General features: G+C 38.7%; 12 protein-coding genes. All 12 read right to left on the bottom strand.

From position 1 onward, the window contains the following. Nucleotides 1–226: 226 nt before the first annotated feature. Genes AAC006_RS07220 through prsT form a run of 12 tightly spaced genes read right to left on the bottom strand, consistent with a single transcriptional unit; the run spans nt 227 to nt 14,088 of the window. Nucleotides 227–1,033, bottom strand: coding sequence for a glycosyltransferase family A protein (locus tag AAC006_RS07220; RefSeq protein ID WP_126871666.1), 807 nt, complete (start codon nt 1,031–1,033; stop codon nt 227–229). A 4-nt stretch (nt 1,034–1,037) separates the two neighbouring features. After that, nucleotides 1,038–1,886, bottom strand: a complete 849-nt coding sequence (locus AAC006_RS07215; RefSeq protein WP_185864125.1) for a sulfotransferase domain-containing protein — start codon at nt 1,884–1,886, stop codon at nt 1,038–1,040. A gap of 31 nt (nt 1,887–1,917) precedes the next feature. Next, nucleotides 1,918–3,396: an oligosaccharide flippase family protein gene (locus AAC006_RS07210; protein ID WP_126871668.1), complete on the bottom strand. Its 1,479-nt coding sequence runs from the start codon at nt 3,394–3,396 to the stop codon at nt 1,918–1,920. 41 nt (nt 3,397–3,437) lie between these two features. Beyond that, a complete protein-coding gene (locus AAC006_RS07205; protein ID WP_339891014.1) occupies nt 3,438–4,400 on the bottom strand; it encodes a hypothetical protein in 963 nt (320 codons plus the stop codon). Continuing rightward, the gene (locus tag AAC006_RS07200; protein ID WP_126871670.1) at nt 4,397–5,530 is read right to left on the bottom strand and encodes a glycosyltransferase; all 1,134 of its coding nucleotides are present in this window, start codon (nt 5,528–5,530) and stop codon (nt 4,397–4,399) included. Before AAC006_RS07200 ends, AAC006_RS07205 begins: the two co-directional genes overlap by 4 nt. Then, nucleotides 5,527–6,570, bottom strand: a complete 1,044-nt coding sequence (locus tag AAC006_RS07195; RefSeq protein WP_126871671.1) for a glycosyltransferase family 4 protein — start codon at nt 6,568–6,570, stop codon at nt 5,527–5,529. The genes AAC006_RS07200 and AAC006_RS07195 overlap by 4 nt, the downstream gene beginning before the upstream one ends. A 2-nt stretch (nt 6,571–6,572) precedes the next feature. Beyond that, complete coding sequence (locus AAC006_RS07190) at nt 6,573–7,550, bottom strand: polysaccharide deacetylase family protein (protein WP_339891011.1); 978 nt, start codon at nt 7,548–7,550, stop codon at nt 6,573–6,575. Nucleotides 7,551–7,558: 8 nt separating this feature from the next. Next, nucleotides 7,559–8,722, bottom strand: coding sequence for a hypothetical protein (locus AAC006_RS07185; RefSeq protein WP_339891009.1), 1,164 nt, complete (start codon nt 8,720–8,722; stop codon nt 7,559–7,561). Then, entirely contained in the window at nt 8,719–9,906 is a 1,188-nt protein-coding gene (locus tag AAC006_RS07180) for a glycosyltransferase family 2 protein (protein ID WP_339891008.1), read from the bottom strand. Before AAC006_RS07180 ends, AAC006_RS07185 begins: the two co-directional genes overlap by 4 nt. A 6-nt stretch (nt 9,907–9,912) precedes the next feature. Then, nucleotides 9,913–10,425: a serine acetyltransferase gene (locus AAC006_RS07175; RefSeq protein ID WP_159532237.1), complete on the bottom strand. Its 513-nt coding sequence runs from the start codon at nt 10,423–10,425 to the stop codon at nt 9,913–9,915. 2 nt (nt 10,426–10,427) lie between these two features. Next, nucleotides 10,428–11,324, bottom strand: a complete 897-nt coding sequence (locus AAC006_RS07170; protein ID WP_218395984.1) for a ThiF family adenylyltransferase — start codon at nt 11,322–11,324, stop codon at nt 10,428–10,430. Nucleotides 11,325–11,349: 25 nt separating this feature from the next. Beyond that, nucleotides 11,350–14,088: an XrtA/PEP-CTERM system TPR-repeat protein PrsT gene (gene prsT / locus AAC006_RS07165; protein ID WP_339891006.1), complete on the bottom strand. Its 2,739-nt coding sequence runs from the start codon at nt 14,086–14,088 to the stop codon at nt 11,350–11,352. Nucleotides 14,089–14,219: the final 131 nt, after the last annotated feature.

The following is a 14,219-nucleotide window of genomic DNA, read 5'->3' as shown; positions in this document are numbered from 1 at the left end:
ACTGAAGAGTTTCGTAAGGAGGCTGTTCGCAGAGCAGATAAAAAAGGTAACTCCAACAATCAGTAGCCGCAGAGCTAGGTATTTCCGCGCAACAAATCTATAACTGTATTTTTCGCGGAGTAGTCAAAGAAAAATACGCGTTCATAATAGTTACGCTCAAAATCACTCAACCAAATTGATGAATAAAGTACTGTCGAAACAACGGCTCGCCTTCAATTACGATAACTCACTTAGGTGGAAAATAACGCCAATAAAATGATGAAAGTATCATTTTGCACATTTTAATTGAATTGATACTTCCTTCTCTCTTCATTTTTCTTATATGTAGAATTACATTCCTACGGTAGATTAACTTAGATGTATTTTTAACTTTCTCTGTGTCAGTAAGAAAACTTGATCTTGACTTAGGTAGTTGTCGGTAGAAGAAGAGAACTTCTGGTATGCGGTAAAAAAACATTTTTCGTTTTACAAATTGAAGCCAGAAATCCCAGTCCTCTCGACCGTGTATCAGATTTTCGCAATAGCCTCCAAGCTTTAGCCAATCGTTTTTACGGTATAGTGCTGAACAGTGAACCATATTTTTTTCGATAATCTCTAGTTCATCGAATGGAGGTAGTTGCCACCCTCCTGTTTTTTCACCAAAGTAATTTGCTTTACAATAAACAACGGAAATGGAGGGGTTTTCAATAAATACGGTTATCGCTCTCGCAATGTAAGATGGCGAGATTAAGTCATCACCATCTAAAGGGAGAATAAAAGAACCATTGGACATCTTAATAGCTAAATTTCTAACTGCTGCAGGTTTCGAGTTGAACGGCATTTGAGCGACGGTAAGCTTTTGGCAGCTTATTGAGAGAGACTTTAATACATTAAATGTATCATCAGAAGAGCAGTCATCGATACAAATAATTTCTATATTCTGATAGGTTTGCTTTAAACACGAATTTACAGTTTCTTCAATGAATTTTTCGCAGTTATATGCAGGAATTATAATCGATACTAACGGATTATTTTTTTTTGAATCGTTACACATCTATTCAACACTCAGTGTGAGGCATAAAGCCTTTAGATAGCAAAAGTTGATTAAATCTTTCCTCATATATTTTGAAGTCGATTTTTGAAAAATGTGATTTTTGTACTTTTTTTTGATTTGAGCGCATACCCACGAGATCTTGGATGTTAGGCATGACGTCAGTTAGACCCACGAAAGATATGAGTTCTTGTATTTTAGTTGGAGAATTCAAATCTTTAGTTTCTAAAAATAGCCAATCTATTTTATCGGCTGTGAGCAGTTTTGCTTTTGCAATTCTTTGCTCAGTTTCATACCAATACCAGAGGCATTTATAAAAATCATGTCTAAAATTCTCACTTGTAAGCTCTTGGCGGAGGTCCAATAGATTCCCATCCGCGAAGGGGTCAAGTAGAAATCTATCACCAGTGGGAGGTTTCCCAGGAATACTATTGATCGCATAAAACGATGATGCAACACTGAAAGGATCTCTTTTGACATGAATAATCTTTACTTTATCAGAGGGAAGAAATTCAGAAGCGATCTGAAAAAATGTTTTAATAAACATATGATTACTTTCGACATATGCCAGTTTGTAATTAGCAGCTTTTAAAATATTTAAATACTTACGCTTTAGTAAGCTAAGCTGCCTCTGCTGTACAAGGGGCAAATCGCTATGGTTCGAGTACATAGTTGGGTAGGGTTCATGCAAACTTGAAACTTCATTTGAATTTGCGAAAACATCAGATATCGTATTCGTACCACATCTTCCTGTCGAACAAACAAAAACATATGCTTTAACTGAACGGTTTCCTAAACCATACCACCATTTCATTAGGCGGTATGTCGCTTCATTATATCTAATTGCATTAAACATTTTGGCTATCCATATCATAAATTATAATTTGCTATACTTTGATTCTAACAATTAATGATTTCAAAAACTCTCGCGGAAGTAATAGCAAGCTCAATGAAGGTATTGCTATTAGGTTGAATAAAAATGCTGATAAGACTAAAGATGACCAATTTTGAATTGGATTTGAAATAAGCTCTGAATAAAAGCTTGCCAAGATACATATGGTAACGGAAAAAATAAAGAACGCGTCTGCTTTCAAAAGCGAAATTCTATTGAATCTCACAAAGATCATACGATTTAGCAAGAATTGTGTAATGTATGAAATAAATGTAAAGGCAAACGCTACACCAATTAATCCAAAAGCTCTACCCAATAATAAAGTTAAAGATATCGTGCTAATTGAGCCAATTATAGAAACATACATGAGATTTTTGTGATTCGCTTGAGCGATTAATATGTTTCTGAAAATTACAGAATAAGGTCGATTTAATAATGCGAATGATAGAATGACAATAATTTCAGAGGCTTGATTGAATCCTTTTCCTAGCCAAATACTAATAAACGGTTTGCTAAAGATAATTAAATTTAAAGTTAAAACTAAACATACCAAAAAGCAAAGTCTAGCAGTTTTAATTACATATTCATTTAGGTCATCACCTCTAGCAACCAATTTTGTGAAAAAAGCCGAAAAGGCTTGAAAAATTGAACTGTTGAGTGAATCAGCATGATTTATTAGGTTTTGAGCGACACCAAATATGGCGACGGCCTTAACGGACATAATATTGCTAATGAGTATAGGGGCAGAGCGCTGATTTACCATCCGAGCAAAAGCCATAATGATAATATATTTGGAAAAGTTAAAGAGCTCTAATACGCGACTGAGGCTAATATTACTAACATTTAAACTCCAATAAGGATAAATTTTTCTCGCCACGCCAATCTTCAAAAGGTTAATCGATACATCCGTTAAAACGGCACAATAAGCCATTGCTACAACACCATGCTGTCTTCCTATATAAAATATGAGCAATGACTTCACAATGACATTTAGCGTCGACAGGGCCGCATCCGCATCCACCCTTAAATGTGCAGAATAGATCGCATGGACTGGGTTCATGCTAAAGTCCATTACAATCTTCAGCGCGAAAATTAAAGCGACTTGCATCAAAGTATCTTGATAGTCATTACCTAACCCTAATAAAAGGGGGTAATTAAACACACAAATAGCCGACAGTGCTGATACGGTTCCCAAACTGAGAAACAGCAACAAAGACGTGGTAAGAAAGACGTTTGCCGTTTCTTTGTCACCTTTCTCTAAGTATAACGTAACAAATCGTTGAACCGCTGCGGGAAAGCCAAGTTCAATAATGTTAAAAAAAGCCATTAAAGAAAGTATTAACAGCCATAAGCCATAGCCGTCGCTGCCAATACTGGTGATAATACTAGGGGTCAGTATTAGCATGGCGGAAACAGTGACTATTTTTTCAATAAGTGAAAATAAGCCAGAGGAAAGAAGACGTTTTTTACTCAATGTAATCAGTACCTATCGATTTAAATTCAGTTCGGTGTGAATTAGCATCTGGTCTTGCGAAATAGTTCGCGTAGCCGTTTAGCATTTTCAATTGTCATTTTGAGCTCTTCCGGCAGCTTTTTCTTGCCCATTAAGCTCTTTTTAACATCGAATTTTGATTCTATGACTTTGGGTCTGCTATATAGGCCATCCCAGCAGTCTATCAGTGCGCCGATATCCAAAGCAATACCACCTTGCCTTTGTATTTCGGCACAATAACTTTTTCCAATTAAACCTGCTGCAACTAGATAGGGCATTCCAGGATATTTTACGTTTATCTCACTTTTTATTCTATTGAAGTGAACTGGGTAATGTGGAATGAGAGTTCCTATTTGCCTAGCTGTTTTATCGGGGGTGATGTGTTCAATAACGTTGATGTTTAATGCTTTTCTGAGTTTGTCAGGAATATTTACACGAGCAGTAATCACTCCAATCTCACCTGCTCGTTCAAGCAAATTGGTCAGAGCTCCTGAAAGAAAATAGTCAAAAGGGATCCACTGTGTACATAACTTCTGCCGAGAATAAGCATTATTGTTTTTAATAGCTTTATAAAGTTTGGCAATACGCCTAGCATCCGAATAGCAAATATTTAACTCGGTGGCGCGCAGCGTAAAGGCTTGTTTAAACGCCGCTAAGAAAATCTGCTCATCGTTTTGTTTAAGTAAACCTTCGTCAAATGAGACGCCCAGTACATCATCTCTAATACCAACTATATTCGTATTATCGATGGCTTTTTCCAAGTTATTTTTCAATGTGGAAAGCTGTTTGATAGTCGCCTTTTTGCCTACGTGTTCTGACAAATATTCCATATCTTCCAATGAGCACTGCTCATCAAAATCTAATAAAGCACCTTCTCCATCACCGAGACGAATAAAGCTGAAAGGTTGCTTGCTTTCGAAAGCTTCGTTAACCGCAAATTCAAAGTCAGAGTAAGGTACTTGAACCAAAGAGTTGTATACTGTCATTGTTTAATTTCTAATAAAGATTGGATATGTTGCGCTGTGTTCGCCCAAGTAAGGTGAGAAATGGAAGCGCGTATTGCATTGCACTGCCATTCGGTATTCTTTGCCTTCAAGATGGCTTCCATAACCCCTTCACCACTGAGGGCGTTAATGAATACTCCGTTCGTGTTTTCTTGTACTACCTCTGGTATTCCTCCCACCTTGGTAACAATCACAGGCGTTCCAGTTGATAGTGACTCCATGACGACATTCGGGACACCTTCTCGGTAGCTTGGCAGAATTAAAGCGTCTGAATCATGAATGAAATTCATTAAGCTATCGTGGGGTATAGGACCGACTAGGTTTACGCTGTCGGCAACACCTAACTGGCTTATTCTTTCTTCAAGATCCTTCATCTGTGCGCCGGCGCCCAATAAGTTCAAATTTATGGTGCAGTTCTGTTTTTTCAATAATGCGATGGCGTCAATCAATTCAAAAATGCCTTTTGTCTTTATGACTGAACCTATAAATACGAGTTTAATTTCAGCTGATGTGAAGACGGGAGAGGATCTTAAGGTAAATGACTCGAAATCGACGCCATTGTAGACGACTTCTGCGTTTACTCGCGATGTATGGCTGTGAATGGCGGTGACCAAAGCCTGGCTTTTACCCGTTACAAAGGTGGCTTTTTTAAACGCCCATTTCATCTGACGTTTATGAAGCGGTTTCGTCATTAACGCATTAATGTCGCTCCCTAAACTCTCAATGATAAGTTTATTACCTACCAAGCCTTTAAAGAAAGCCGCACAAACACCTTCGGCATAAGCCCAACTTGCTATCACTCGATTAGCACTTAATAACCAAAGTAATGGCTTAACAGAGATAACTATGGAGATTCCAAGAAAGAGGGGGTGTAGCGAGGTCATCACCTTTGGAACGTAAAAAAAGGGGAATAAGCATGTGTTTTTATCAGTGCGATATCCATTAACCAATACTTGCTTTAACCATATAAACCAAGGTACAGGAATGAGTTTTTTTATGTTGTAATGCTCGCTTAGATGTTTAGTTTCTTCCAGGTTGTAAGTTGCTCTTGTCTCTTGCCAAGGGAGAGGGTGCAAATTGGTGAAGAACAGTAGAGGTTTCTTTTTGCTCATGAGTAGTAGCTCTCATATAGCATAGATACACTGTCAATCGAGTAGTTATTTGCGATAAAACGGTAAGCTTTTTCGCCCATTTCTTTCAGTTCTTTTCGTTCACCATTTAAATTGTTCAAATGTTTAAGCCAGGTGTTCATATCATTCCTGTCATAAATATATCCATTCTCTCCACTATTAATAACAGCACCAATATCACCTACATCGGTAGATAACGCGGGTATCCCTCTAGCCATTGCCTCGAGTAAGGACATGGGGAGACCTTCTGTAGTGGAGTTAATTAGCAATAAGTCCTTATCTTCGTAAATTGATTTTTCGTCCAAGACTGCGCCATGGAATGTCACAAACGGCGACATTGCCAACCTCTCTGTAAGTGTGGTTAGCTTTTCAAGCTCTGGACCATTTCCGTAGACATGTAAGTGGCTAAATTCGTGTGCTTTTTTGGCAGCAAAGTTCACGATAAGTTGTTCAATGTTTTTTAATGGCACTAGGCGAGAAACAGTACAAAGATTAAGTTTTTCACCGTGTCCTACCCTATGAGGGGCTTCTGCCACTTCTACACCATTTTTAACAACCTCGACAATGCTTGAGTGCCAGCCGTAGCGTTGAAAAATCCCAGCCTTTATAGGCTCAGAAACCGCAAATATTTTATCTAGATATATAGATGCAATTTTGTGAGAACCACGTAAAAAGCTTATAGGGGGTTCGACCTCCCCATGAATAGTGTAAATAGTATTTTTAAAAAGTAGTAAGGGAAAAATGGGGGCGAATGCTTTAATAACAGCAGGTGAATGTATATGTATTGATGAGTATTTTAATAAAACGATTATCAGTTTGAATAGACGTAGGATGATATTCCCATTCACATTGATCACATCAACGTTTTCCGATTCGATACTTTGCTGGAATGCATCATCTTTGTTTCCAAATGATAATACTGAAACGTCTAGCCCTTTATCTTTTTGTCTCGACACTAAATTTTTCACGCATTTTTCAGCACCGCCAACTTGCAGACTACTTACGCAATGGATAATTCTCATTTTTAAAATTTCCTGGCATAACCGAACATCTGCATCAAATCGGCTTCACTCATTCCAGGTGCAATTGGGAAACGATGTAAATCATAAGGTGAAGAAGAAGGGAGTTGATTTATGCCTGGTTGAAAATTAAAAGCTAATTCATAACCATTGTTTTTAAGGCCGTCTACAACATTATCATCATACGTAGAGCGGTTTCCTACGGGGTATGAAAACGCTGAAATCTTGCATTGTAAATTGGATTCTAAAAGCGCTTTTGAATGACTAAGTTCGTAAAATAGCTCATCAGTGGTTAGCTTGGTAAGAATATCATGGTTGTGGGAGTGAGCACCTAGTTCCATACCATTATCTATAAGTGCTTGTAAGTGACTCCAGTCCATAAACTCAGCGGCAGGGTACAAACCTGAATGGTTGAGATATGCTTCTAATTCCTTGATTTGTTCTTCCGCGGTGCTTTTACAGTGCTTAATAGATGCCAACACAGCACGGATAAAGTGATCACCATCATGCTGGTTAATGACCTTTTCAGACCACCCAGAGAGTTTGATTGCTTTTGGGTCATAGGTTTTAAGTAAATACGCAGCTTTGTCCCACCAAGGAGCAACGGTATTTCCTATTAATCCTGTTGCTATGAAAAAGCTAGCAGTGACATTAAGGCTTTTGAGAATTGGGAGAGCATTGCTGTAATTATCTACATAACCATCGTCAAACGTAATGCACATCACTCTTTCATTGATGGTTTCGTTGATACGAAGGTACTCGCGAAGGGCGCTCAAACTAATTATTCTAAAGTGTTTCTTAAAAAATGCGAGATGCTGCTCTAACTCCTTCGTGGAACAAGAGTAAACACAAGGGTCGAATTGCGTATCTGCACTGTCTCCAATTCGATGGAAATTAACACTGTATAAGCCATTTGGTCTAGATGACCAAAAATACTTGTTCAGCCCTAACAAGTTTCCGAATTTTTTCTTAATACGAGACATCGTCAAACTTAAAGCCGCTTAAATGATGGGGAGGGTAAAATATAATCTCTATAAGCATTGGGGGTCCCCTCTTCGCCTGCTTCTGCAGCTTTGATTATATTGTACATTTCTCGAGCCGAAACATAATGAAGTAAGTAGTTTTCGCCATCATTGTATTTCTCATTAAGGTGACGATGCATTGCCTCGACAGGCTTCCCTAACAGCGTATCCATATCCCCATCTTGCGCACCGTGAGTGTGAATTTTTATAAATACCCACTCAGGCTTCCCTTTTACATGTATACCTTCGTCAACCCACAAATCGACGCGGTTCGGGGTCGGGGGGAAGGTATGTCTGACATCAGAATTTTCAATTTGTGGGAAAATCCCTTTTTTTCTAACCTTCCAATTCAGTCCTAAAATGCCTTGGATAAGAAGTAGGTCGCCCCACGCTCGTCCGCCTTTTTCAATTGGCTTGCCGGTTTCGTACGATTTCGGTTTTTCAGGGTCATCTTTTGCGTAATAAATAGTATTGAGCATGGCAGGCTGAGATGTATCGGGAGAAGGGAAAGTAAAATCCGCGTAGCAACCTGTTTCATTTAGTACAATTAGTTCGTCATTGACACCACACCAATGACCTTCAGGGTGTGAGTTGTCCAGTACCCAGTTACCGTGGATGAATGCGTAGGTGGGTTTTCCTGTTTGGGGATCAATACTTAATGCGTTGTGTTCTTCATGAAGGCATTGCGCAAATCCCGATAGGGTTTTCCTTAAATTGTCACTGGTATCATTCTCATGGTGTAAGTGAATTTCAATTTCGCCGAACCCCTTAGCACAAAGGTCTGAAATTTTGTCGAGATGCTCTTTTCTATATTCTTCTTCTGGGTAGAAAAAACTATGTTTGGGATGACAGCCATCTGAATCAGTAAACTTCGTCGCCATTAATGGATAATCTGACATCCAACGGTCGACACGTTTTCTCTCTAATTCAATATTATCTTTGTTAAGCCATTGAGGTTCATAATGGTCCACGAAGCAAAACATGATATGCTTCGTACCAGAATGTTCTGGGGCTGTCGAAAATTGGCTCTTGGTATAGTTCCATAGCCAACTTTGCATTTTTTTCTTTCTAACAATGAAAATAAAAGCGGCTATGAAGAGTGTGAGTAAAATTATTGCAACAACTGCAATCATCGAGATGTCCTTTGCCAAGTAGCAGATAAATTGCTTGTTAGATATCTAATGTAGCCGCGAAATAGCGAAATATTCATGGATACAAAAAACGTTATTAATGATACTAAACCACTAACAATAGGTATGTTTTTTAAAAGCTTAAGGCTTCCAAGTAGCCATAGGCAATAGAATGCAACCTGGGCGCTAAAAAGGTAAGTGTAAATCGAATGGCTATGCCAAAGCAAAGCGAAATTTGTAGATAAAGAGATGATCATAAAGTGCGGTACAAACCAACGCATGACTTTATGGCTTATATAAGAAAACCATCGCCATTTATATTTAGGGTTGAGTAACCAAGTAAGTCTGGCAAAAGCTTGGTAATTGCCTGCACCAATACGTATACGACGATTCGCTTCTTCCTGCATGCTCGGGGCTATCTCTTCTATCGCTTTTGCTTCTGGCGTGTAAACCACGGATTGGTTTTGGCGTGCGACATTCATAACAATACAAAAGTCATCGATAATCGTGTTACTTGGCAGTGGAATATAAAATTTAGTTTTGATGGCATAGATACCGCCATTCGCTCCCAGTAGAGCATCTAATCTTGATTCATGGAATTTAAGCACTTGTTCATACTTCCAATAAAGATTATCTTTATTGTCTCCTGAATGTGCATCAACGAGTACCAACTCTCCACACACCGCACCAACCCCTCTTTGGTTTATAGACATAACAAGTTGAGTTACCGCGTCTTTTTCAAAGGCGGTATTCGCATCTGAAAAAATAGTTACTTCTGATGTAACCCGTTCCATCAAATCATTTAATACGTTAATTTTGCCTCTGTTCTCATCGAAGAAAAAAGTACTCAGCCGTGGATCGTCAAAAGATGCCAATATGGAATTGGTATTGTCCGTACTTCCGTCAGATGCAATGAATATATTGATTTTTTCTGCTGGGTAATCCAGTGAGAGTAAGTTTTCTACTCGTTCTTTTATACATAATTCTTCATTGAATGCAGATATAACGATGGTAACTGAAGAGTTGTCAGATACGTCAATACGGCGTTCTTTTTTAATCAGCGTGTAGCGTGTGTCTCTAACACATTGAACCAAGGCGCTGACCAAAATTAATATAAAAGGATAGATAACATAGCTATAGATAATAGCCAAAGAGACAACCCAGAATAAAATTTCAATATACTTCATTTATGCTTACTTTGATTTCGCGGGAATGCCAAGTGCAGTCTTGTTAGACTCTACGTCTTTTACTACTACTGCATTAGCGCCTACTTTTACATTATTACCCACAGTGATTGGGCCAAAAACTTTAGCGCCAGCACCAATAAATATATGGCTTCCAAGAGTGGGAGACTTTCCTTTTTCATCACCCATTACTACACCGCTTTCTAAAGTAATATTGATACCACCCTTTACTTTAGAATTTATGACTACGCCGATAGGATGCATAATGACAAAACCTTCGCCGAAATCTGCATTTACGCCGATAACACAGCCATTATAAACTCTATTTATATGTTGAATTATCAACGCGACAGGTGCCAAAAATTTCGTCTGTGCGCACCTTGCAGCCAAGCGGAAAAGGATATTAGCACTAGTTCCATCAGTAAGACACGTCCTAAATAATGAAATTTCAGCGCCATCTTGATGAAAAATTTCCTGTTTTCTTTTTAAGTCGGATTTTATGAGTTGCAATGTAGATGGCATGATTACGTGTCTTTACTTTCTTCTAAGATCTGTTTTACTTTCTTAAACATGTACTTTTGCAGAGGGTTTCTGTTTCCCCAAGGTCTCCATGTCTTTATCAAGTTATTTCGGTATGCATCAAAGTGAAGACCTCGTGGAGCGCAGACAACCTCACCTCTATCTAATAGTAGTTTCAGTACATTGGTACACAAAACCCCAGCAGCTAACGAAATACCCATACACGTTGAAGGCACCTTCTTTTTCATAAAGTTCACGGATGAATTTTGAACGAGATAATGCCTTTGCTGTACTGATGGAGAAACGCCTATTACAAAACGAACGATGTTATCTTCGAAGTAGTTTTCCTTAGTCGTTTCGTCAGCATCATGGGGGGCGTCAACCATGGCAAAGTATTCGTCAAACGACATACCGCCGGGTTTGAAACATAACATTGCGGTCCCCATCCCCATTGGGGCGGCAGTAATGGTTGGTATTCCTAATTCATAGCAGCGGCGGAAGACTTGCCTTCTTATTTCTAAAGCGAAGATATCCAAACTGTCTATGTATACATCAACACCATCTAGGAAGGCCTCAAGGTTTTCGGGCGAAATCCCTCTATCAAAATTCTTAATATGAGCGTCGGGATTAATGTCTCGTAACGTTTTTTCCATCACAACTGATTTTTCTTCACCAATTGTAGATACAAAAGCACCGGCCTGACGATTGAAGTTGGCGTAATCATATTCGTCTAAATCAGAAATGTGAAAGTTTGAAATGCCCATTCGAGCACATACAATGGCGTGATCGCCTCCAACACCACCTAGTCCGCCGATGGCTACTTTTGTATTCTTAATCTTTTCCTGCTCAGCTTCTGTTACCCAGCCGATATTTCTCGAGAACGCTTCGTTATAATTGAACATAGAATTTCACCTTATACCAACGCCATTATTCTTCTAGTTGTTTATATAGTGCACTAGCGTCTTGCTGTTGGTCACTTGTTGTTGGCGCTAATTTTTCGAATATAATTTTGGCATAATCATTGTTACCTGACTTATGCAAAGCTTTTACATAGTCTAGTCCTATTTCGAATGAGGAGGGAGCTTTATCGAATGCCGATTTTAACATCACGATGGCTTGGTCATACTCTCCCAAACTGGTGTAAGTGTTTCCTGCAGTGGCTAAAATTGTAGGGTTATCTGGGAGTATCTCTAGTGCTTCTTTTACATAGGGTATGGCTTCTTTTTCTCGATTGTTTTCGACCAGTAGCCAAGCCAGGTTATTAAGTACCAGCGGGCTAGAGGGGAATGTATTTAATGCAAGATATTCGAAGTGTTCAATGGCACTAGGCAGTTGACGCTCTAGTAATTGATTAGCCAGCATTAATCTTATAACGGTATCGTCAGGGTTTTCCTTGAGGTGGTTCTCAGCAAATTTGACCCCGTTATCAAAATCATCTTGCTTAATCAATGCAGTATGTAAAAAACGAGCGGTGTGGGTGTTCGGTGACATATTGTAGGACTGATATAAAGTCTCTTCAGCTTTTTTGTACTCTTTTTTAACTAACCAGAGTCTACCTTGCAGGGAGAGTCCTGAAGCTGTTGTTTTAATTTCGGCGGGCGTAGCGCTAAGTGCTCGCTGTGCGCGGTCGAAATTCTTATTCATTAACAAGATATGTACCAGTATTAAATCTAGTTCTCGCTGATGAGGAAAGGCACTGATAGCTTGTTCAACAAGTAATTTTGCTTGAGGTAAATCGCCAGTTATTTCTGCAACCCGAATATTTTTTACGTATGCGTTAAAACTCTTTTCAATGTTCAGCCAATTAGAATAAGCTTCGGCGCCTTTTTTGGTTTCTCCTTTCGCCCAATAGGCGTCACCTAAAAGCATCCAATATTTGGGTTCGTTTTTCCCTATACTCTCTATGGAGAGTAAATGGGTTATTTGCTCATCAATCTTTTGCTGAGAAGCCAAAGACCCTACATAAATTAAGTCGTAGAGTATATCGTCAGAAGCATTGACAGCGTTTTCCATTGGAACTAAAGCGTTTTCGTGATGGCCTAGTAACTCATGAACCTGGAAATACTTTACTAGTGCATTAATGTTTAAAGGGTTTTCGGTTACGAGTTTTTCGAGATATTGAAGAGCATCATCAATATTATCGCGCTTGATATTTTGTTCTATGAGAAAAAGAAGCGCTGCGGGGTTGGCTTTATCTAATGCCAAGGACTGCTTGTAAATTTCCTCTGCCATTATCGGTTCTTGCATGTAAGTATAGGTGCGAGCTTTTAAGTTCATCACCTTTACATCATTAGGTTTTTTCTTTAGCCATTCATTAGTGAGTTCAAGTGTTTTTTCAAAGTCTTCAGCGTCTAAATAAGCAGATGCAAGTATAAATAACGCTTCACTGGAATCTGGTTCTATTGAATAGCTTCTTTCTAAATCAGCCACGCCGCTTTGATCATCAGCTAATATTTTTAGAGAGCCTAACGCTCTTAACGCCTTACTATTTTCTACCTGTGTAGAGTCAATTTGGTTAAGAAGTAATTTAGCAGAAGTGGAATCCCCACTTTTTAACAGACTATCTGATGCTTGAATAATAAAGTTGGCATCGCTTTTACTTAAATCTGATATTGACCCTAGAGTCTCAGACGCTTCACCAGCGTAACCTAACTGAAGTTGGATAACGGTGAAAAGCTTGTAAACAAAATGTTTTTTTGGGACGTCATCGATAACAACAGAAAGGTTTTGATACGCTTGCTCTATTTGCCCTAAGTTATAGTTTGTTAATGCTGCTAATAAACGTGTTGATGTATTTGATCTGCCATTTTTTATCGCTTTATCTAAATGCACTAGCGCTTGCTGAAAATTCGCTTTTGAAAATTCGATAGTCCCTTTTAGTTGATTAAAATATGGCTGTTCTTGAGATATTTTTAGTAGTTGGTTTACTAGAGGCTCTGCTTGAAGGTAATCACCATTATTGATATACGTATCAGCTAACTGAAGTTTAACTTTATAATCAGCTTCTCTGAGTGTCAGTAAAGAATTAAGCGTACTAATAGCATCTGTCCAAAGGTGTTGTTGTATTTCTATTTTGGATTTTAATTGCAAGGCAGGTACGTAGTTAGTTCGAGATGCTAAGCTTTTGTTTACTGCCCCTGATGCTCTTTCTATATTGTTGTTCAATCCTGCTAAATACGCTTGGGCTAAGTGTGAAACTTCAGGTTGTTCAGCGTTATCCGCTAAATAAGCGAATTTTTCAAGCGCCTTAAGTCTATTGCCTTCTCGAAACAAGGCGATAGCTTTGTAAATCTCCAATTCATCCGATGATGCTGATTTTTCTGGTGACTCAGAGATAGTTAATTCGCGAATTTCAGCATATTTCTCTTGCCATAAAAGTGCTTCTGCAAGTCCTATTTTCGATGAGTTAGAAGTCGCTCTGGATAGCTCTTTCTCTGCAGCTGAGTACAGGCCTTGCTGAAGGTAAATGATGCCCAACATTTCTCGCGCTTCAGCGTTGTTGCTGTCTTGTTTTATCGCATTTTTTAATGCAATTGACGCTGCTTGATAATTTCCATCACTTTCGTGCTGGGATGCCATATTAATATATTCTTCACTACTTTTTTCGCCACAGGCGGAAAGTAAAATGGCACTAAAAACGAAGATGCTTAATTTAGTCGAAGTCACAATAATGTCCTTTTATTCACACTACCATCTAAAATATCGTAACTGCACCTATTTACAAGATAAGAATGCCATCAGATAAAATACTTTACAGCAAAGCACATACAAAAAAGCCCCGATATAAATCAGGGCTT

This window comes from uncultured Alteromonas sp. (assembly GCF_963976965.1).
Classification (GTDB): domain Bacteria; phylum Pseudomonadota; class Gammaproteobacteria; order Enterobacterales; family Alteromonadaceae; genus Alteromonas; species Alteromonas naphthalenivorans.
This window is presented reverse-complemented; position numbering and strand designations above follow the sequence as displayed.

Coding starts and splice junctions, on each gene's coding strand:
- AAC006_RS07195 (WP_126871671.1), bottom strand. CDS start 6,570: ATGAGAATTATCCATTGCGTAAGTAGTCTGCAAGTTGGCGGTGCTGAA.
- AAC006_RS07220 (WP_126871666.1), bottom strand. CDS start 1,033: ATGTGTAACGATTCAAAAAAAAATAATCCGTTAGTATCGATTATAATT.
- AAC006_RS07180 (WP_339891008.1), bottom strand. CDS start 9,906: ATGAAGTATATTGAAATTTTATTCTGGGTTGTCTCTTTGGCTATTATC.
- AAC006_RS07185 (WP_339891009.1), bottom strand. CDS start 8,722: ATGATTGCAGTTGTTGCAATAATTTTACTCACACTCTTCATAGCCGCT.
- AAC006_RS07200 (WP_126871670.1), bottom strand. CDS start 5,530: ATGAGCAAAAAGAAACCTCTACTGTTCTTCACCAATTTGCACCCTCTC.
- AAC006_RS07190 (WP_339891011.1), bottom strand. CDS start 7,550: ATGTCTCGTATTAAGAAAAAATTCGGAAACTTGTTAGGGCTGAACAAG.
- AAC006_RS07175 (WP_159532237.1), bottom strand. CDS start 10,425: ATGCCATCTACATTGCAACTCATAAAATCCGACTTAAAAAGAAAACAG.
- AAC006_RS07170 (WP_218395984.1), bottom strand. CDS start 11,324: ATGTTCAATTATAACGAAGCGTTCTCGAGAAATATCGGCTGGGTAACA.
- AAC006_RS07205 (WP_339891014.1), bottom strand. CDS start 4,400: ATGACAGTATACAACTCTTTGGTTCAAGTACCTTACTCTGACTTTGAA.
- AAC006_RS07215 (WP_185864125.1), bottom strand. CDS start 1,886: ATGTTTAATGCAATTAGATATAATGAAGCGACATACCGCCTAATGAAA.